We start from the raw sequence: 17,285 nt of genomic DNA on the forward strand, positions 1-17,285 counted from the left end.
ACGGCGGGGTGCGCCGCGTCAGCCGTGGGTGGGCGGCGAGGCCCGGAGCACCTCGAGGCGGGCGCGGTACTCCTGCTCGTCGATGTCCCCCGCGGCGAAGCGGCCGGCGAGCACCTGCTCGGCGCCCGGCCCGCGGTGCATCCCCGGGCGTCCGGGTCCGCCCCACGGCCCGCCCCAGCGGCGGAACACCAGGCCCCGGAGGGCGACGAAGAACAGGACCCAGAACAGGAAGAAGCCGAAGGGGAAGAACAGGAACCACCAGTGGAAGCCTCCGTCGGCGTACGGCCCCGGGTGGGTGGCGAGTGCGGTCAACGCGGTCATGGCGCGTCCTCTCGGTCGGTCGGCGACCGGCTCTCGGTCACGCCACCACCGTCGCCCCGGCCGATCTGCTCGCGCGTCGGCCCCGGGATGGCTCTCACGCTGCTCCCCCGGGAGTACGCGCGCCGTCAGGCCATCCAGCCCGGCCGCACGAGCCCGCTCTCGTAGGCGAGGACGACGAGCTGGGCCCGGTCGCGGGCCCCGACCTTGGTCATCGCCCGGCTGACGTGCGTCTTCGCGGTCGCGGGCGAGAGGAACAGCCGCCCTGCGATCTCGTCGTTCGTCAGCCCCTCGCCGACGAGGGCGACGACCTCGCGCTCGCGCCCGGTCAGCGCCTCGAGCGCCCGGACCTGCTCGACCGGCGGCCGGCGGGCGTCGCCGGCGGCCACGTGCTCGAGGAGGCGCCGCGTGACGCTCGGGGAGAGCGCCGCGTCCCCGGCGGCGACCTGCCGGACGGCGATGATGAGGTCGGCCGGCTCGAGGTCCTTGAGGACGAAGCCGCTCGCCCCGACCCGCAGCGCCTCGAAGACGTACTCGTCGAGCTCGAACGTCGTGAGGACGAGGACCCGGGTCCCGGCGAGCGCGGCGTCGGCGCAGATCTCCTCGGTCGCCGACAGGCCGTCGCGCGTCGGCATCCGGATGTCCATGAGGACGACGTCCGGCCGGGTGTCGCGGACGACGGCGACGGCGACCTCGCCGTCGGCGGCCTCGCCGACGACCTCGAGGTCGTCCTCGCCGTCGAGGATCATCCGGAATCCGGCGCGCAGCAACGGCTGGTCGTCGACGAGCACGACGCGGATCACCGCCCACCCCCTCCCCCGGACAGCGGGAAGACCGCCCGGACCCGGTGGCCGGAGCCCGTCGCGCCCGACTCGAGGGTGCCCCCGAGCCGCTCGACCCGCTCACGCATCCCGACGAGGCCGGTGCCGGAGGTCTCGCCGGTCTCGACGGCCGCGCCCTGCCGACCCGGGTCGACGACCTCGACGACCAGCCCGGACTCGTTCCGCGACAGCATGATCCGCGCGCCACGAGCACCGCTGTGCCGCCGGACGTTGGTCATCGCCTCCTGGACGACGCGGTACGCGGCCGCATCGACCGCCGCCGGCAGCGCCCCGACGTCGGCGAGCCCGTCGACCTGCCACCCGAAGCCCGGGTCGGCGGCCACGAGGTCCGCCACGTCGGTCAGCGCGGGCCCGGGACGCACCGCCGCGGCGGCCCCGGGGTCGCGGACGGCGTCGAGCACGCGGCGCACCTCCTCGAGGGCGCGGTGCGACTCGGCCTTGACCGTGGCCAGGGCCTGCCGGGCGTTGTCGGGGTCGCGGTCGAAGGCGTGCAGCGCGGCCCCGGACTGCACGTTGATGAGGGTGAGGCTGTGCCCGAGGGTGTCGTGGAGGTCGCGGGCCATCGCGATGCGCTCCTCGGACCGGGCCCGCTCGACCCGGTCGCGCCGCTCGTCCCGCACCCGCGAGAAGCGCTCGCGCCGACGCCGGATGCCCTCAACGAGCAGGGCGGCCACGGGGGCGGCGAACACCGGCCCGACGGGCTCGCCGGTGGCGACGTAGGCCAGCGCGGCCGAGATGGAGACCCCGAGCGGCACGAGCGGGAAGCGCGACAGGAGGGCGATGGACAGCGGGCCGGCGACGAGCAGCAGCACCCCGCCCCAGCCGACCTGCGTGCCGTCCCGTGCGGCCCGGCCGAGCGAGCCCCCGAGCTGGAGGACGAGCGCGACCGCCGCGAGCGGCACCGCCGGGAGCCAGGCCGGCGGCCCGCCGCGCTCACGCCACCGGGGGTCCACCGTCCGACCGTAGCCGGGCCGCGGCCTCGCGTCGTCGTCCCGGCGGAGTATCCGGGCGTGCACCCGCGGCGGTACGCCGCCGCGCCTTCCCGACCTCGTGGGGAGAGACCCGCCGACACGCGGACGGTGAGCGGACGTGCCCCCACAAAGCCGGGAGAAGCGCGGGGACAGGTCGGTGACGGGGGCGGGGCACAGGTCAGGGACGGGGGCGGAAGACGGCGTCGACGGCGGGGATGCGGGCGCGGTACCCGGCGAGCAGCTCGCGGGCCACCGTCACGGAGTCGACGAGGGGGTGCAGCGCGAAGGCCTCGACGGCCCGCTGCTCCGACCCGGTCGTGGACGCCTCGATGACGAGCCGCTCGACGGCCTTGACCTGCTGCACGAGCCCGAGAGGGTGCCCGACGAGCGGCGACACGGGGTGCGGCCGCGGCCCGGCGGCGTCGACGGTGCACGGCACCTCGACCACCGCGTCGTCCGGCAGGCCGGCGACCGTCCCGCCGTTCCGGACGTCGAGGATGAGCTCGGCCGGCTCGCCGCGGGAGATGGCCGCCATGATGGCCAGCGCGACCCCCTCGTACCCGCCGCCCTGCACGTCGGCCTCGTCGCGCTCCTCGTCGGCGTCGCGCGCCTCCTTCATGTACGTGGCGTTGCGCTCCATCCGCACCCGGTCCCACTCGGCCAGTGCCCCTGCGTGGGAACCGTGTCCGGACAGCCCGGCGTAGAAGGCGCGCTGCTGCTCGAGGAGGTACTCACCCCGCGTCTGCCCGGACCCGGTGATCGAGCGCACCGCGTCGCGGGTGAAGTAGTAGTAGTACAAGTACTCGTTGGGCACCGCCCCGAGCGTGCGCAGCCAGTCGAGGCCGAAGAGCTGCCCCTCCTCCATCGACCCGAGCAGCACGTCGTCGGCCAGCAGGTCCGGGAGGACGTCGCGCCCACCGTGCGACACGCCCCGCAGCCAGCCGAGGTGGTTGAGCCCCACGTAGTCGACGACCGTCTCGGCAGGGTCGATGCCGAGCGTGGCGGCTGCCCTGCGCCCCAGCCCGATCGGGCTGTCGCAGATGCCCACCACCCGGTCGCCGAGGACCGACTGCATCGCCTCGGTGATCATCCCCGCGGGGTTCGTGAAGTTGATGACCCACGCGTCGGGGGCGACGGCCGCCACGCGCCGGGCCACGTGCAGGGCGACGGGCACGGTGCGGAGCCCGAACGACAGCCCGCCCGGACCCGTGGTCTCCTGCCCGAGCAGTCCGAGGTCGAGGGCGACCCGCTCGTCGGCCGTGCGGCCCTCGAGCCCGCCGACCCGGATCGCCGAGAAGACGAAGTCCGAGCCCTCGAGCGCGGTGTCGAGGTCGGTGCTGGCGTGCACCACCGGGGGGTCGTCGTGCGCGGTGGCCATCTCGTCGAGCACCTGCCGGATGGCGGCCAGCCGGTCCTCGTCGACGTCGTGCAGCCACACCTCGTCGACCCGTCGCTCGTGGGCGTCGCGCAGCAGCGCGCCGTAGACGAGCGGCGTACGGAAGCCCCCGCCGCCCAGCATCGCGAGCCTCACGCGAGGACCACCTCGGTGCCGGCGGCGCGGCAGGCGGCGAGCGTCGCGGCGTCGGCCCCCTCGTTCGTCAGGAGCACGTCGACGGCCCCGGCGTCGCAGACCCTCAGCGACCCCGTGCCCGGCAGCTTGTGCGCGTCGACGAGCAGGACCGAGGTGTCGGCAGCACCGAGCAGGGCGCGCTTCACCGGCACCTCGACCGCCGTCGTGTCGAGAACCGTTCCGTCCGAACGCACCCCGCTCGCCCCGAGGAAGACCGTCGTGCCGTGCACCTGCCGCAGCGCGTCCTCGGTGAGCGAGCCCACGAGCGAGTGGTAGGTCCGGCGCACGACGCCGCCGAGGAGGATGAGCTCGACGGCCTCGTCACCCCGGAGGACGTCGAGGACGGCGAGGCTCGCGGTGACGACCGTGACGGGGCGGCCGCGCAGCTCGCGGGCCAGGAGCATGGTCGTCGTCCCGATGTCGAGGACGACGCAGTCGCCGTCGGCGACGAGCCCGGCGGCGCGACGGGCCACCGCGGTCTTCTCGGCGGCGTCGGTGGCCGCGACCTCGGCGAACCCGCGGACGGCGTCGGCGTCGGCGACGCCGTGGGTGACCGCCCCACCGTGCACCCGCCGCAGCGCCCCGAGCCGCTCGAGCTCGATGAGGTCGCGGCGGACGGTGGCGATGGACACGCCGCACAGGCCGGCGAGCTCCTCGGTCGACGCACTCCCCCGAGCGCGCAGTCTCCCGACGATCGACTGCTGCCGCGCTGCCCGCATGCGCCCACCATAGCGATCAGAAATCGTCACGGAGTGATGACGTGTGCACATTTGTGTGCACCGGAGAGCACCACGCGGCCCCGGACGGGTGCATGCTGGCGGCCTCACCGCCGATGCCCCTCCGGAACCGAGGAGACGACCGCCGTGCCCACCCCGGCCTTCGACCCGCTCGCCCCCGTGCGCCGCGACGGCGACCCCGAGTGCGACGTCTTCGTCTGGGGCACGGTCTTCCTCGACATCATCATGACCGGTCTCGAGGCGCTGCCCGACGGCGGCCAGGAGGTCTGGGCCACCGGCATGGGGTCGTGCCCCGGCGGCATCGCCAACCTCGCCGTCGCGGCCCGCCGGCTCGGCCTGCGCACCTCGCTCGCCGCGGCCTTCGGCGACGACGCGTACGGCGACTTCTGCTGGGAGACCCTCGCCGACGAGGAGCGGGTCGACCTCAGCCGGTCCCGCCGCTTCGAGGGATGGCACTCCCCCGTCACCGTCTCGATGGCCGTCGACCGCGACCGGGGCATGGTCAGCCACGGCCACGCGCCCCCGCTCGACGCCACGGCCCTCATCGGCGAGCCGCCCCGCTCGCGCGCGGTGATGGCCGAGCTGGCGCCGGGACGCCCGCTCACCGGCGGCACCGAGCCGACCTGGGTCGAGAAGGCCCGCGACGCCGGGGCGCTCGTCTTCGCCGACGTCGGGTGGGACCCCTCCGGGCGGTGGCCCAAGGACGTGCTCGACCAGCTCGTCGTCTGTGACGCGTTCCTGCCCAACGCCGTCGAGGCGATGGCCTACACGCGCACGCGCACCCCGAACGAGGCGCTCTACGTGCTCGCCGACCTCGTGCCGCTCGCCGTCGTCACCAACGGCGAGGAGGGCGCGCTGGCCATCGACTCCCGCACCGGCGAGGAGGCCGTCGTGCCGGCACTGCGCGTCGACGCCCTCGACCCCACCGGAGCCGGCGACGTCTTCGGGGCGGCCGTCGTGCTCGGCACCGTCGCCGGCTGGCCGCTCTCGCAACGCATCGGGTTCGCGGCCCTCTGCTCGGCGCTGGCCGTCCAGCACTTCGGGGGCTCGCTCGCGGCCCCGGGCTGGGGCGACATCGCCGACTGGTGGCACCACCTGCGCGACGGCGCCGCCACCGACAGCTACCACCGCTCGCTCCGCCGCCGGTACGAGTTCCTCGACGCGGTGGTGCCCGAGGTCCCCATCGGCGCCGAGCGCCGCGCCACCGCAACCATCGCCCGCCACGTCGACGTCGAGGGCTACCGCCCCGCCGCCACCACCAGAGGAGAGCCCGCATGAGGAGACGACCCACGACCACCCTGATCGCCGCCGGGATGCTCGGCGCGCTCGCGCTGACGGCCTGCACCCCGGGTTCGAACAGCAGCGAGGGCTCCACCGCCTCGCAGTCCGGCCAGGTCAACACCGACCCCGCCTCGATGGGGCAGGTCACGCTCACCGTGTGGGACCAGGAGGTCCGCGGCGGCCAGGCGGCGCAGATCGAGGAGCTCAACAAGGAGTTCCAGGCGAAGTACCCGAACATCACGCTCAAGCGGGTCACCCGCTCGTTCGACGACCTCAAGACGACCCTCGGCCTCGCTCTCTCCGGCAACACCCCGCCGGACGTCTTCCAGGCCAACAACGGCCGCCCGGACATGGGCAAGTTCGTCCAGGCCGGGCAGCTGCTGCCGCTCGACCGCTACGCCGACGCGTACAAGTGGACCGACCGCTACCCCGAGTCGGTCCGCAAGTACTCGAGCTACTCCGAGGACGGCAAGACCTTCGGCACCGGGAACCTCTACGGCCTCCCGCAGGTCGGCGAGGTCGTCGGCGTCTACGCGGACAAGGCCGTGCTCGCCAAGGCCGGGGTGTCCGAGGTCCCCACCGACTGGGCCGGCTTCGAGGCCAGCCTCCAGAAGGTCAAGGACGCCGGCCAGCAGCCGCTCGTCCTCGGCAACCTCGACAAGTGGCCGGCCATCCACGTCTTCGGCACCGTCCAGGCGCAGACCACGCCGGCCGACCAGATCCGCCAGCTCGGGTTCGGGCAGAAGGGCGGCAGCTGGACGACCCCGGAGAACACCGAGGCCGCCCAGACCCTCGTCGACTGGGTCGACAAGGGCTACTTCTCCAAGGACGTCAACGGCCTCGGCTACGACCCGGCGTGGCAGGAGTTCTCGAAGGGCAAGGGCGCCTACCTCATCGCCGGCACCTGGCTCCAGGCCGACCTCGGCAAGGCGATGGGTGACGACCTGACCTTCGTCCTGCCGCCCAAGGCCCAGGCGACCCCGGCGGCGACCGGCGGCACCGGCATCCCGTGGGCGGTGTCCAGCAAGACGAAGAACCCCGACGCCGCCGCGGCGTACATCGACTTCATCACGAGCAAGGACGCGATGGGCGTCCTCGCCAAGACCGAGAACCTCCCGGTCGCCGACACCGCCGACCAGAAGGCGCCGAGCGCCATCGGGCAGGACGTCTTCACCGCGTTCGGCACCGCCGTCGAGGACGACGCCCTCGTCCCGTACCTCGACTACGCGACGCCGACGATGGCCGACACCCTCGGGGCGGCGCTCCAGGACCTCCTCGCGAAGAAGGCGACGCCCGAGCAGTTCCTCGAGACCGTCCAGAAGGACTACGGCGACTTCGTCGCCCAGAACGGATGACGGACACGGCGGTCGCGGCCGAGGACCGCACGCGGACCCCGGAGCGGGCCCGGCGCCGACGCGGCGGCGGGCCCCCCGGGGAGCCGCGCGCGGTCGGCTGGCTCTACGTGCTGCCGGCCCTGCTCGTCTACGCCGCGTTCCTCCTCTACCCGCTGCTGCGGGCGGTCCAGATCTCGCTCTACGACTGGAACGGCAACACCCTCGCGACGTGGGCCGGCCTCGACAACTACGCCGACGTCGTCACCGACCCGGCCCTGCGGGCGTCGTTCGGGCACGCCCTCGTGCTCATCGCCTTCTACGCGCTGCTGCCGCTGCTCGTCGGGCTGGTGCTCACGGCGATCCTGTCCCGGGCGCAGGTGCGGGGGCTCGGGTTCTTCCGCACCGTCGTCTTCCTCCCGCAGGTCGTCGCGATGGTCGTCATCGCCGTCGCGTGGCGGCGGATGTACTCCCCCGACGGCAGCGTCAACGACCTCCTCCGGGCGATCGGGCTCGACGGCCTGACCCGCGGCTGGCTGGGCGACTACACCGCCGCGCTGCCCGCCGTCGGGCTTGTCGGCACGTGGTTCGAGATCGGGCTCGTCACCGTGCTGCTGCTCGCCGGCACCGGCAAGATCCCGACCGAGCTCTACGAGGCGGCCCGGCTCGACGGCGCCGGGCCGGTGCGCGAGTTCGTCACCGTCACCCTGCCGGCGCTGCGCGGCGAGATCTCGGTCGCCCTGACACTCACCGTCATCGCCGCCCTGCGCACCTTCGACCTCGTCTACGTGACGACCCGGGGCGGGCCCGGCACGAGCACCTCGGTGCCGTCGTACGAGGTGTACAACCGCGCCTTCCAGCAGGGACGGGTCGGGTCGGCGGCCGCCATCGCCGTCGTGCTCACGCTCGTCATCTTCGCGATCTCGTTCGGCATCACCCGGATCGCGGAGCGGGACCGCTGATGCGTGTCTCCCGCGGCGAGCGCACCGCCAACTACGTCGTCCTCGTGGCCTTCGCGGTCTTCGCCCTCTGGCCGGTGCTCACCGTGCTCCTCGCGGCGCTCGGGCCGGACGACGCCGCCGGCGGGTCGGTCGGCGGCGGCGTGCTCGGCCTGCACCCCGAGAACTTCGTCACCGCCTGGGACCAGGGGCGGTTCGGCAGCTACCTGCGCACCAGCGTGCTCGTCTCGGGCACCGTCGTCGTCGTCAGCGTCGTGCTCTCGCTGCTCAGCGGGTACGCGCTGGGCACGATGCGCTTCCGCGGCTCGACGGCCCTGTTCTACCTCTTCCTCGTCGGCATCATGATGCCGAGCGAGGCGGTCCTCGTGCCGCTGTACTACGACCTGCGCGACCTCGGGCTCACCGACACCGTCTGGGCCCTGCTGCTGCCGCAGATCGCGCAGTCGGTGGCCTTCGGGACCTTCTGGATGCGGGCCTGGTTCCGCTCCTCGAGCCGCTCGATCGTCGAGGCGGCGCGGCTCGACGGCGCGTCGACGTGGCGCATCCTCTGGCAGGTGCTCGTGCCGCTCGCCCGGCCGGCGGTCGTCACGCTCACCGTGCTCACCTTCATGTGGACGTGGAACGAGTTCCTCGTCCCCCTCGTCATGGTCGTCTCCGAGTCGCTGCGCACCGCGCCGCTCGGTCTGGCGTTCTTCCAGGGGCAGTACACGCAGGGCTTCACCCTGCTCGCGGCCGGGGCGTGCATCGTCGCGACGCCGGTCGTCGTGCTCTACCTGTTCCTGCAGCGCCACTTCATCGCCGGGATGCTCGAGGGGGCAGTCCGGGAGTAGGGCAGGGGAAAACCGTTCCGCGACAGGGAAGAGGTCGATGATGACCAGGTTCACGAGTAGACCACGCGCGTCCGCGAGGAGGGCGGCGACGCTCGCCGTCGCGGCCGCCCTCGCCCTCACCGGCGCCGGCGCGGCGGGTGCCGCGACGGCGGGTGACCACGACGGGCACGGTGGGCACGACGGCCACGGGTCGTCCGCACCGCCGCACGCCACCACCTCGGCGGGCCGGCCGGTCGACCTCGGCGCCCTCTTCATCGGCGCGCACCCCGACGACGAGGCGGGCTCGCTGTCGGCCTTCGGCGAGTGGGGTCACGAGAACGGCCTGCGCACCGGCGTCGTCACCGTCACCCGCGGTGAGGGCGGCGGCAACGCCGTCGGGCCCGAGGAGGGTCCGCCGCTCGGCCTGCTGCGCGAGAAGGAGGAACGCTCGGCCGTCGGGCGCGCGGGCATCACCGAGGTCTTCAACCTCGACGAGGTCGACTTCTTCTACACCGTGAGCGACGCCCTGACCCAGCAGGTCTGGGACCACGACCAGGTCCTCGGCAAGGTCGTCCGGGTCATCCGCCAGACGCGTCCCGAGATCCTCTTCACGATGGACCCTGCACCCTCGCCCGGCAACCACGGCAACCACCAGGACGCCGCGCGGCTCGCGACCGAGGCCTTCGAGGCCGCCGCCGACCCGAAGCGCTTCCCCGAGCAGATCCGGTCGGAGGGACTGCATCCCTGGGCGCCGGCGAAGCTGCTCAACCGCGGCACGGCCACCGCACCCACCGGGTCGCAGTGCATGGCGCAGCTGACGCCGAAGGACCCGACCCAGACCGTGTACGGCGTCTGGGCCGGCGCGAAGGCCGCGGACGGTCGCACGTGGGCCGCGGTCGAGCGTGACGCCCAGCGGCAGTACGCCTCGCAGGGCTGGGCCGGTTTCCCCGACGTCCCCACCGACCCGGCGCAGATCGGCTGCGACCTCTTCCGGCAGATCGACTCCCGGGTGCCCTTCGCCGAGCCGGGGACGGCTGCCGCGCAGCGGCCGTCGTCCGCGCTGGCCGGGGCGACGGTGCAGCAGAAGGGTGCGGTGCCGCTGGGTACCGGGCTGCGCGTCACCACGGACCGTTTCGGGGTCCTCGCGGGCGCCCCGTTCACCGCGACGGTCTCGGTCACCGCGCCGAAGCGCGCCCTCCCCGGCTCGTCGGTGGCGCTCGACCTCCCCGAGGGATGGACCGCGCGCGGCGACGGCCGGCTGGGCACGGTGAAGCCCGGGCGGACGGTCACCCGCTCGTTCCGGGTGACCCCGGCCGCCGACGCGACGGCCAGCGAGCGGCAGCGCATCGCGGCACGCCTCTCGACGCGGGTCGGCGCGGGCTACTCGGACCGGGTCGTCGAGGTCGTCCCCACCGTGACCGCCCGTCCGCAGCTGCTCCCGCAGGTCGCGGCCTTCGAGGACTGGGCGCCCGCCGTGGCCCACCAGCCCCAGCTGAGCGGCACCGTGACGCCCGTCCTGTCCCTGCCGTCCGGCGGGACGCGTGAAGTGCGGGTCGACCTGCACTCCAACGGGACCCGTGAGGACGCCGGCACCGTGTCGCTCGACCTGCCGGCCGGGTTCTCCGCCGAGCCGGCGAGCGCCCCCTACGGACCGCTCGCCGCGGGAGCCGACGGATCGGTGACCTTCACGGTGACGAACACCGACGCGTCGCTGCCGACGTCGAACGCCGGCGGCACGCCGGGCGCGGCGGCCGGTGACTACGCGTACTCGATCGTCACGACGACGCGGGCCGGCACGGCGACGACGTCCGCCGCCCTGGAGCTCGTGCCGACGACGACCATCGAGCAGGCCTCTGCCGCACCGGTGGTCGACGGCGTCGAGTCGTCCGGCGAGTACCCGGGTGAGGAGCTCGACCTCTCCCGGCTCTGGGAGGGGACGGCCTGCTCGTCCGCGGCCGACTGCTCGGCGACCGGGAAGGTCGCGTGGCACGACGACACGCTCAACGTCCTCGTGCACGTGACCGACGACGTCCTCGGGACGAAGCTCGCCGCGGCCGACTGCAAGCGGCACTGGCGCACCGACTCCGTCGAGATCGCCGTCGACCCGCGGGGCGACAGCGAGAACACGTCGACGACGTTCAAGGCCGCCGTCCTGCCGGTCACCGCCGAGGGGACCGCCTGCGGCCTGCGCGACGCCGACAACCACCAGGGCCCGGCCGCCGAGACGGCACCGGGCATGAAGGTCGCGTCGGTCGTGAACCAGCCCTACGACGGGTACACCGTCGAGGTGTCCATCCCGATGTCCGAGCTCCCCGGCGCGGTCGACCCCGAGCACCTCGGGCTCGACGTGTTCGTCTACGACTCGGACACCCAGGACAAGACCGGCCAGACCCGCATCGGCTGGTCGACCTGGGGTGGCGTGCAGGGCGACCCGTACCGCTGGGGCGTCGCGACCCTGCCGGGGTACACGCCACCGGCCGGACGTCCCACCGAGGCACCCGAGCCCGTCATCCCGCTCACGGCGCTGTCCTCGCTCGACAGCCCGCCGAGCCTGGCCCAGGCGGTGCGCGTCGACGTGCCGCTGGCCGGTGACCCGGCGAGCCGGTCGACGGACGCCGGCTGGGTCGAGAAGGCCTCGGCCGGGCGGTCGTCGGTGACGGCCCGCTTGCGGGCCAACGCGGCCGGCACGGCGCACGTCGTCGTCGTCAACCGCGACGGCACCGTGGGCACCCGCACCGTCGAGGTGCGAGCCGGCCGTCCGGAGGTGAAGGTCACCCTCGACCGGGCGCTCGGGCGGGACGCGAAGGTCTACGTCGGCTGGCTCGACCGGCGCGGCGGCACGCTCGCCTCGGTGGCCCGGGTGCGCTGACCGGCACGCCCCCGACACGGGCCGGGCCGGAATGCGGTTGCCGCCGACCCTGCACGCCGGGGTACGGTGGCCGGGACATGGAGAGCTGACCCACGCACCCCGCTCGCGCCCGAGGCCCCGCCCGGCGAGCGCCCGCCGCACCCGCGTGGAGCCTCCCGTGTCACCGTCCCCCACCGCCCCCGTCGTCGTCCGCGACCTCTCGATGACCTTCGACGGGCGCCCCGTCCTCGACGGCGTCTCGCTCACCGTGCCCCCCGGCCACCGCGTCGGCCTCGTCGGCGAGAACGGCTCCGGCAAGTCCACCCTCCTGGCCTGTGCGGCCGGCGTCCTCACGCCGTCGGCCGGGTCGGTGACGACGCCCGCCGACCTCGGGTACCTGCCGCAGGACGGCGGCCTCGACCCCGGGGCGACGGTCGGCGAGGTGCTGCGCGACGCCCTGGCCCCGCTGCACCGGCTCGCGGCCGAGGTCGAGCGGCTCGCGACCCACGTCGGTGCGCATCCGGACGACGCCGCCGCCTCCGCGTCCTACGACGACGCCCTGTCCCGGGCCGTGGCCCGCGAGGCGTGGGACGCCGACCGCCGGGCCGAGGTCGCCGCGCACCGGCTCGGGCTCGAGGCGCTGCCCCACGACCGCCCGGTGGCCCGGACGAGCGGCGGCCAGCGCTCGCGCCTCGCCCTGGCCGCCCTCCTCGTCCGCCGGCCCGATGCCCTCCTGCTCGACGAGCCGACCAACCACCTCGACGACGACGCGCTCGACTTCCTCGAGTCCGAGCTCGTCGCGATGCCCGGCGCGGTCCTCGTCGCGAGCCACGACCGCGTGCTGCTCGAACGTGCCTGCACCGGCGTCGTCGACCTCGACCCGCGCCACCGCGGGACCGACGGCGTCGGCGGCGCGACGTGGACCGGCTCGTTCGCCGAGCACCGCGCCGCCAAGGCCGCGGCCCGCCGGCGCTGGGAGGCGGAGTGGCTCGAGCAGCGCGAGCTCGTCGCCGACCTGCGCGGACGGGCCGAGACGCGCGAGTCGTCGGTGGCCCACGGCCGGGGACCGACCGACAACGACAAGTTCATCCACGCCTTCAGGGGCTCCCGGGTGCAGACCGCCGCGCGGCGCCGAGCGCGCGACGCCGAGCAGCGGCTCCTGCGCATCGAGCGCGACCCCGTGCCGCGCCCGCCGGCGCCGCTGCGCCTCGACGTCGACCTCGGCCGCGCCGGGGGCGGTGACGCAGGCCTCCGCGTCCGCGACCTCGTCGTCCCCGGCCGGCTCCAGCTGGCCCGCCTGGACGTGGCCGCCGGGGAGCACGTCCTCGTCACCGGCCGCAACGGGTCCGGCAAGTCGACCCTGCTGCGCGCGCTCGCGGAGCCCGGGCGGCACCGGGGGGTCGAGGTCGGCGGCCGGGTCGCGCGCCTCGCCCAGGACACCGCGTTCCCCGACCCGCGCCGCTCGCCCCAGGTCCTCGTCGCCGCGGCGCTCGGGGTGGCCGTCGAGGATGCCCGCGCCGCCCTGCTGCCCCTCGGCCTCGTCCACCCCCGCGACGTCGCGCGCCCGGTCGGCGACCTCAGCCTCGGTCAGCAGCGCCGGCTGGCGCTGGCCCTCGTCGTCCTCGCCCGGCCGGACGTCCTGCTCCTCGACGAGCCGACGAACCACCTGTCGCTCACCCTCGTCGACGAGCTCGAGGCGGCCGTCGACGCCTCGCCCGCCACGATCCTCGTCGCCTCGCACGACCGGTGGCTGCGGCGGCGGTGGACGGGACGCACGATCTCCCTCGACTCCCGCTGAGTACCGGTGCTCTCGCCGGACGCCCGGCCGGCGGCGATGCTCGCGACATGACGCCGACCCGACCCTCCCCCCTCCGGCTCCTCGGCGCCGCCGGCGTCCTCGCCGCCGCGAGCGCCGCGGCGTGGTTCGTCTGGGTCGGCTGGGACCACGAGTACCAGGTCGACCCGGCCACCGGGGTCGCCTCCGGCCCCTACGAGGCCTGGCAGGTGGTGGGGTGCGCGCTCACCCTCCTCGTCGCGGGGGTGGTCGCCGGCGTGCTCGTCTCGCCGTGGCTGCTCGCGGTCGTGCCCCCGGCCTTCACCGCCGCGTGGACGGTCGACGCCGCGGCCTCCGACGAGACCGGCCTCTTCGTCGTGGGCGCGGTGCTCGTGCTGCTCGGCGCGTCCTTCGGTGCTGCCGTTGTCGCTCTCGTCTCCCTCGGGCTGCGAGCGGCTCGCGGTCGTCGGGTGCCGTCTACCGTGGGCGGATGACCGGTACGGACCGACGCGTCGTCGCCCTGGGCCGCGAGCTGCGCGATCTGCACGACCGGATCCGCGACGTGCTCGAAGACGCCCGCGACGGGCTCGACCCGTCCACCGGCGCGAGCGCCCTGGCGAGCGACCCGGTCACCCGGTGCCGCACCTTCTGCGGCGTCCTCGACACCCACCACCGGCGCGAGGACGACACCCTCTTCCCCTGGCTGCTCGCCACCCGTCCGGACCTCGCCGACGTCGTCGAGCGGCTCACCCAGGACCACCGCGCGGTGGCCACCCTCCTCGCCGACCTGGCCCGGGCCTGCGACGACGAGGCCGCGCCCGCCGTCCTCGTCCGCCACCTCGAGGGCCTCGACGCGATCATGGAGAGCCACTTCCGGTTCGAGGAGCGAGTGCTGGTCCCGGTGCTCGACGAGCTCTCACCCGGCCGCCCGGACGACGACCGGCCGGCCCTCGGGCCCGACTTCTGGAGGCCGTCGTGGCGCGGATGACGCGCAAGGGCGACCTGCCGACGAAGGTCTGCGCGACCTGCGGCCGCCCGTTCACGTGGCGGAGGAAGTGGGCCCGCGACTGGGACGAGGTCCGCTACTGCTCGGAGGCCTGCCGTCGCGGCCGACCCGGCGCTGGCAGGGTGGAGGCGTGACCGGTACCGACGTCCTCCTCATGGGCGACACCCACCTGCCGAAGCGGGCGAAGGACCTGCCGGCGGCGCTGTGGGAGGCGGTCGACGCGGCCGACCTCGTCGTCCACGCCGGCGACTGGGTCGACGAGCCGACGCTCGACGCGCTCGAGGCCCGCAGCACCCGGCTCCTCGCGTGCTGGGGCAACAACGACGGCCCCGGCCTGCGCGCGCGCCTGCCCGAGGTCGCCCGCGCGACCGTCGAGGGCGTGCGGATCGCCGTCGTCCACGAGACCGGTGGCCGCGACCGACGCGAGCAGCGGATGCGCTCCGGGTACCCAGGCGTCGACCTGCTCGTGTTCGGGCACAGCCACATCCCCTGGGACACCGAGCACGACGGCCTGCGCCTGCTCAACCCCGGATCGCCGACCGACCGCCGGGCGCAGCCGGACTTCACGTGGATGACGCTGCGCCTCGAGGCGGGCGGCATCCACGACGTCCGGCTGCACCGGTTGGCGCCGCCGAGCCGTCAGGCCGGGGCGTCGGCGAAGCGCAGGTAGGGCTTGACCTCGTCGACGTTGGCGAAGCGCTCGCGGGCATCCTCGGTGGACACGGTGGGCGCGACGATGACGCGCTCGCCCGGCGTCCACTCGGCGGGCGTGGAGACCGGCGCGGCATCGGTCTGCTGCAGTGCGTCGAGGGCCCGGAGGATCTCGGAGAAGTTGCGCCCCACCGACTTCGGGTAGGTGATGGTGAGGCGCACCTTGTCGGCCGGGTCGACGAGGAAGACCGAGCGGACGGTCGAGGTGTCGCCCTCGCCGGGGTGGATCATGTCGTAGGCCTGCGCGACGGCGCGGTCCTGGTCGGCGACGATCGGGAAGTCGACCTCGACCCCACCGACCTCGGCGATGTCCGGCACCCAGCGCCGGTGGTCCTCGACCGAGTCCACCGACACCGCGATCGGCTTGGCGTTGCGCTTGGCGAACTCGGCGGACAGCGCCGCGGTGCGCCCGAGCTCGGTGGTGCACACCGGCGTGAAGTCGGCCGGGTGGCTGAAGAGCACGGCCCACGCGCCGGACTTCCAGTCGTGGAACGAGATCGGGCCGGCGGTGGTGTCGGCGTCGAAGTCGGGGGCGGTGTCGCCGAGGCGGAGGGGCATCGATAACTCCTTGTTCGGATACGTATGGCCCGACGTTATCCAATCGTCGCCGAGATCGTCTCAACCTGCCCGGGATCCGGACAACGGCCTCAGGACGAGAAGAGGGACCAGCAGAGCTCGTCGCGCCGCACCATGTCCTCGAGGACGAGGTCCCGGACCTCGTCGGGAAGGTGCGCCCGCTGCCACGCCAGCTCGCGGAGCCGTTCGCGGTCGCCCGCACCGGCGGGTGCTGCGGCGACGACGGCCTTGAGGGCGTAGGCGGCGGCCCCGAGGTCGTGCTCGGCGACGTGGGGGACGCACGCGGCCTGCCCTGCGGCGTAGGCGGCGAAGCGCGGGGCACCGCGCAGCGGCCGGGCCGCCCCCATCGCGTGCCCGCCGGCCGCCCGGGAGTCCATCATCCGCACCTCGCCCCGCGCCCACCCGCGCACGGCCGCGAGCGCGGCGCGGGGCCGGGCGTCGCCGGGGACCTCGGTCTCCACGAGGGGCAGCACGTGCTCGGCGCACTCGGCCGCCCAGAGGGCGAGGAGCCGGTGGTCGTCGTCGGCGAGGGTCCCGCCGCGGCGGACGGTGACCATCCGCGGGTCGCGCACCGGCGGGAGGATCACGCCGACGCGTCCTCGGCGGCCGCGGCGAGCCGCTGCGCGAGCGCCGCGACGGCCGCGCGCAGCTCCGGCCCGCCGACGACCGTGAACGGCACCGGGAGCCGGGCGAGGTCGCGCGCGTAGTCGGCGAGGTTGCTCGTCGTGCCGACGAGCCGGGTCCTCCGCTCGTCGACGGCCTCGAGCCGGCCGAGCGTGCCGGGCAGCCAGACGACCTCGGCGAGGGGTGCCCCGACGAGCACCTCGGTCGGGTGCTCCCAGCCGGCGGCGAGGTGCTCCTCGAGCGCGGCGACGGGGTCGAGGTCGTCCGGGAGGCGGAAGGGTCGCTCGAGCTGCTCGACCGTCTGCACCCGGTCGACGCGGTACGTGCGCACCGTGCCCGAGCGCACCGACCGGCAGAGGAGGTACCAGCGCCCGTGGCGGACCACGACCGCCCAGGGCTCGACCTCGGTCGTGAACTCCCGCCCGTTCTCGGACCGGTACAGCACTGTGACACAACGCTGTTCGGCTCGAGCACGGACGAGCGCGACGGTCGTGCCGGGGTCGGGCCGGGCGGCGCCGCGGTCCGGGGCGGCGGCGGTGGTGCGGCGCACGACGTCGGCCTGGTCGGCGACCCGTTGCGGCATCGCGCGCAGCAGCTTGGCGACGGCGGCACCGACCGCGTCGTCCGGGTCGGAGGTCGGGTGGTGTCCGTCGAGCACGGCCATGACGAGGCCGAGGGCCTCCGCGCTGCTGAAGACGAGCGGCGGCAGCCGGGTGCCGCGACCCAGGCGGTAGCCGCCGGCCGGGCCGCGGGTGGACTCGACGGGGATCTCGGCGTCGCGGAGGATGCCGACGTAGCGGCGCACCGCCCGCGCGGACACCCCGAGCCGTCCGGCGAGCCGCTCGGCGGTGATGCCCGGCTCGTCCTGGATCGCCTCCATCGTGATGAGGGCCCGCGCCGCGGGGCTGGTGTCCGGTCGCACGGGTCC

General features: G+C 74.8%; 18 protein-coding genes. 10 read left to right on the forward strand and 8 right to left on the reverse strand.

The window, feature by feature from the left end:
- Positions 1–18: 18 nt before the first annotated feature.
- The 5 genes from JQN70_RS12100 to JQN70_RS12120 form a co-directional block, all read right to left on the reverse strand.
- Complete coding sequence (locus tag JQN70_RS12100) at positions 19–321, reverse strand: SHOCT domain-containing protein (RefSeq protein ID WP_204131612.1); 303 nt, start codon at positions 319–321, stop codon at positions 19–21.
- A gap of 125 nt (positions 322–446) precedes the next feature.
- Positions 447–1,121: a response regulator gene (locus JQN70_RS12105; protein WP_204131613.1), complete on the reverse strand. Its 675-nt coding sequence runs from the start codon at positions 1,119–1,121 to the stop codon at positions 447–449.
- Positions 1,118–2,113 carry a sensor histidine kinase gene (locus tag JQN70_RS20985; protein ID WP_204131614.1) on the reverse strand — a complete coding sequence of 332 codons (996 nt, stop codon included), beginning with the start codon at positions 2,111–2,113 and terminating at the stop codon, positions 1,118–1,120. Before JQN70_RS20985 ends, JQN70_RS12105 begins: the two co-directional genes overlap by 4 nt.
- Before the next feature lie 196 nt (positions 2,114–2,309).
- Positions 2,310–3,662 carry a 6-phospho-beta-glucosidase gene (locus tag JQN70_RS12115; protein WP_204131615.1) on the reverse strand — a complete coding sequence of 451 codons (1,353 nt, stop codon included), beginning with the start codon at positions 3,660–3,662 and terminating at the stop codon, positions 2,310–2,312.
- Positions 3,659–4,420: a DeoR/GlpR family DNA-binding transcription regulator gene (locus JQN70_RS12120; protein WP_204131616.1), complete on the reverse strand. Its 762-nt coding sequence runs from the start codon at positions 4,418–4,420 to the stop codon at positions 3,659–3,661. Before JQN70_RS12120 ends, JQN70_RS12115 begins: the two co-directional genes overlap by 4 nt.
- Positions 4,421–4,564: 144 nt before the next feature.
- Between JQN70_RS12120 and JQN70_RS12125 the strand changes: the two genes are divergently transcribed.
- From JQN70_RS12125 to JQN70_RS12170, 10 genes are all read left to right on the forward strand, one after another.
- The gene (locus tag JQN70_RS12125; RefSeq protein WP_307835948.1) at positions 4,565–5,716 is read left to right on the forward strand and encodes a carbohydrate kinase family protein; all 1,152 of its coding nucleotides are present in this window, start codon (positions 4,565–4,567) and stop codon (positions 5,714–5,716) included.
- Positions 5,713–7,074: an extracellular solute-binding protein gene (locus tag JQN70_RS12130; RefSeq protein ID WP_204131618.1), complete on the forward strand. Its 1,362-nt coding sequence runs from the start codon at positions 5,713–5,715 to the stop codon at positions 7,072–7,074. Before JQN70_RS12125 ends, JQN70_RS12130 begins: the two co-directional genes overlap by 4 nt.
- Positions 7,071–8,012 carry a carbohydrate ABC transporter permease gene (locus JQN70_RS12135; RefSeq protein ID WP_204131619.1) on the forward strand — a complete coding sequence of 314 codons (942 nt, stop codon included), beginning with the start codon at positions 7,071–7,073 and terminating at the stop codon, positions 8,010–8,012. The genes JQN70_RS12130 and JQN70_RS12135 overlap by 4 nt, the downstream gene beginning before the upstream one ends.
- On the forward strand, positions 8,012–8,839 hold the full coding sequence (locus JQN70_RS12140) for a carbohydrate ABC transporter permease (RefSeq protein WP_204131620.1): 828 nt from the start codon (positions 8,012–8,014) through the stop codon (positions 8,837–8,839). The genes JQN70_RS12135 and JQN70_RS12140 overlap by 1 nt, the downstream gene beginning before the upstream one ends.
- Positions 8,840–8,879: 40 nt before the next feature.
- Entirely contained in the window at positions 8,880–11,687 is a 2,808-nt protein-coding gene (locus JQN70_RS12145; RefSeq protein ID WP_204131621.1) for a sugar-binding protein, read from the forward strand.
- Positions 11,688–11,844: 157 nt separating this feature from the next.
- Positions 11,845–13,464, forward strand: a complete 1,620-nt coding sequence (locus JQN70_RS12150) for an ABC-F family ATP-binding cassette domain-containing protein (protein ID WP_307835949.1) — start codon at positions 11,845–11,847, stop codon at positions 13,462–13,464.
- A 47-nt stretch (positions 13,465–13,511) separates the two neighbouring features.
- Positions 13,512–13,934 (forward strand): hypothetical protein, encoded by a 423-nt coding sequence (locus JQN70_RS12155; protein ID WP_204131622.1) that lies wholly within the window; start codon positions 13,512–13,514, stop codon positions 13,932–13,934.
- Entirely contained in the window at positions 13,931–14,428 is a 498-nt protein-coding gene (locus JQN70_RS12160; protein WP_204131623.1) for a hemerythrin domain-containing protein, read from the forward strand. Before JQN70_RS12155 ends, JQN70_RS12160 begins: the two co-directional genes overlap by 4 nt.
- On the forward strand, positions 14,425–14,580 hold the full coding sequence (locus tag JQN70_RS12165; RefSeq protein WP_204131737.1) for a DUF2256 domain-containing protein: 156 nt from the start codon (positions 14,425–14,427) through the stop codon (positions 14,578–14,580). Before JQN70_RS12160 ends, JQN70_RS12165 begins: the two co-directional genes overlap by 4 nt.
- A gap of 20 nt (positions 14,581–14,600) precedes the next feature.
- Positions 14,601–15,116 (forward strand): metallophosphoesterase family protein, encoded by a 516-nt coding sequence (locus JQN70_RS12170; protein WP_204131738.1) that lies wholly within the window; start codon positions 14,601–14,603, stop codon positions 15,114–15,116.
- Here JQN70_RS12170 and JQN70_RS12175 read toward each other — a convergent pair.
- The 3 genes from JQN70_RS12175 to JQN70_RS12185 all read right to left on the reverse strand — a co-directional run bounded on the left by JQN70_RS12175 (position 15,086) and on the right by JQN70_RS12185 (position 17,279).
- Positions 15,086–15,715: a peroxiredoxin gene (locus JQN70_RS12175; RefSeq protein WP_204131624.1), complete on the reverse strand. Its 630-nt coding sequence runs from the start codon at positions 15,713–15,715 to the stop codon at positions 15,086–15,088. The two genes, JQN70_RS12170 and JQN70_RS12175, sit on opposite strands and share 31 nt — an antisense overlap.
- A gap of 89 nt (positions 15,716–15,804) precedes the next feature.
- A complete protein-coding gene (locus JQN70_RS12180; protein WP_204131625.1) occupies positions 15,805–16,320 on the reverse strand; it encodes a putative immunity protein in 516 nt (171 codons plus the stop codon).
- A complete protein-coding gene (locus tag JQN70_RS12185; protein WP_204131626.1) occupies positions 16,317–17,279 on the reverse strand; it encodes a helix-turn-helix transcriptional regulator in 963 nt (320 codons plus the stop codon). Before JQN70_RS12185 ends, JQN70_RS12180 begins: the two co-directional genes overlap by 4 nt.
- Positions 17,280–17,285 lie beyond the last annotated feature (6 nt).

This window comes from Phycicoccus sonneratiae, from assembly GCF_016887965.1.
In the GTDB taxonomy this organism is placed as follows: domain Bacteria; phylum Actinomycetota; class Actinomycetes; order Actinomycetales; family Dermatophilaceae; genus Phycicoccus; species Phycicoccus sonneratiae.

Bases quoted from the DNA above. Each gene is read 5' to 3' on its own strand.
- JQN70_RS12100 (WP_204131612.1), bottom strand. From the start codon at position 321: ATGACCGCGTTGACCGCACTCGCCACCCACCCGGGGCCGTACGCCGAC.
- JQN70_RS12120 (WP_204131616.1), bottom strand. From the start codon at position 4,420: ATGCGGGCAGCGCGGCAGCAGTCGATCGTCGGGAGACTGCGCGCTCGG.
- JQN70_RS12130 (WP_204131618.1), top strand. From the start codon at position 5,713: ATGAGGAGACGACCCACGACCACCCTGATCGCCGCCGGGATGCTCGGC.
- JQN70_RS12135 (WP_204131619.1), top strand. From the start codon at position 7,071: ATGACGGACACGGCGGTCGCGGCCGAGGACCGCACGCGGACCCCGGAG.
- JQN70_RS12140 (WP_204131620.1), top strand. From the start codon at position 8,012: ATGCGTGTCTCCCGCGGCGAGCGCACCGCCAACTACGTCGTCCTCGTG.
- JQN70_RS12145 (WP_204131621.1), top strand. From the start codon at position 8,880: ATGACCAGGTTCACGAGTAGACCACGCGCGTCCGCGAGGAGGGCGGCG.
- JQN70_RS12155 (WP_204131622.1), top strand. From the start codon at position 13,512: ATGACGCCGACCCGACCCTCCCCCCTCCGGCTCCTCGGCGCCGCCGGC.
- JQN70_RS12160 (WP_204131623.1), top strand. From the start codon at position 13,931: ATGACCGGTACGGACCGACGCGTCGTCGCCCTGGGCCGCGAGCTGCGC.
- JQN70_RS12165 (WP_204131737.1), top strand. From the start codon at position 14,425: ATGACGCGCAAGGGCGACCTGCCGACGAAGGTCTGCGCGACCTGCGGC.
- JQN70_RS12170 (WP_204131738.1), top strand. From the start codon at position 14,601: ATGGGCGACACCCACCTGCCGAAGCGGGCGAAGGACCTGCCGGCGGCG.
- JQN70_RS12175 (WP_204131624.1), bottom strand. From the start codon at position 15,715: ATGCCCCTCCGCCTCGGCGACACCGCCCCCGACTTCGACGCCGACACC.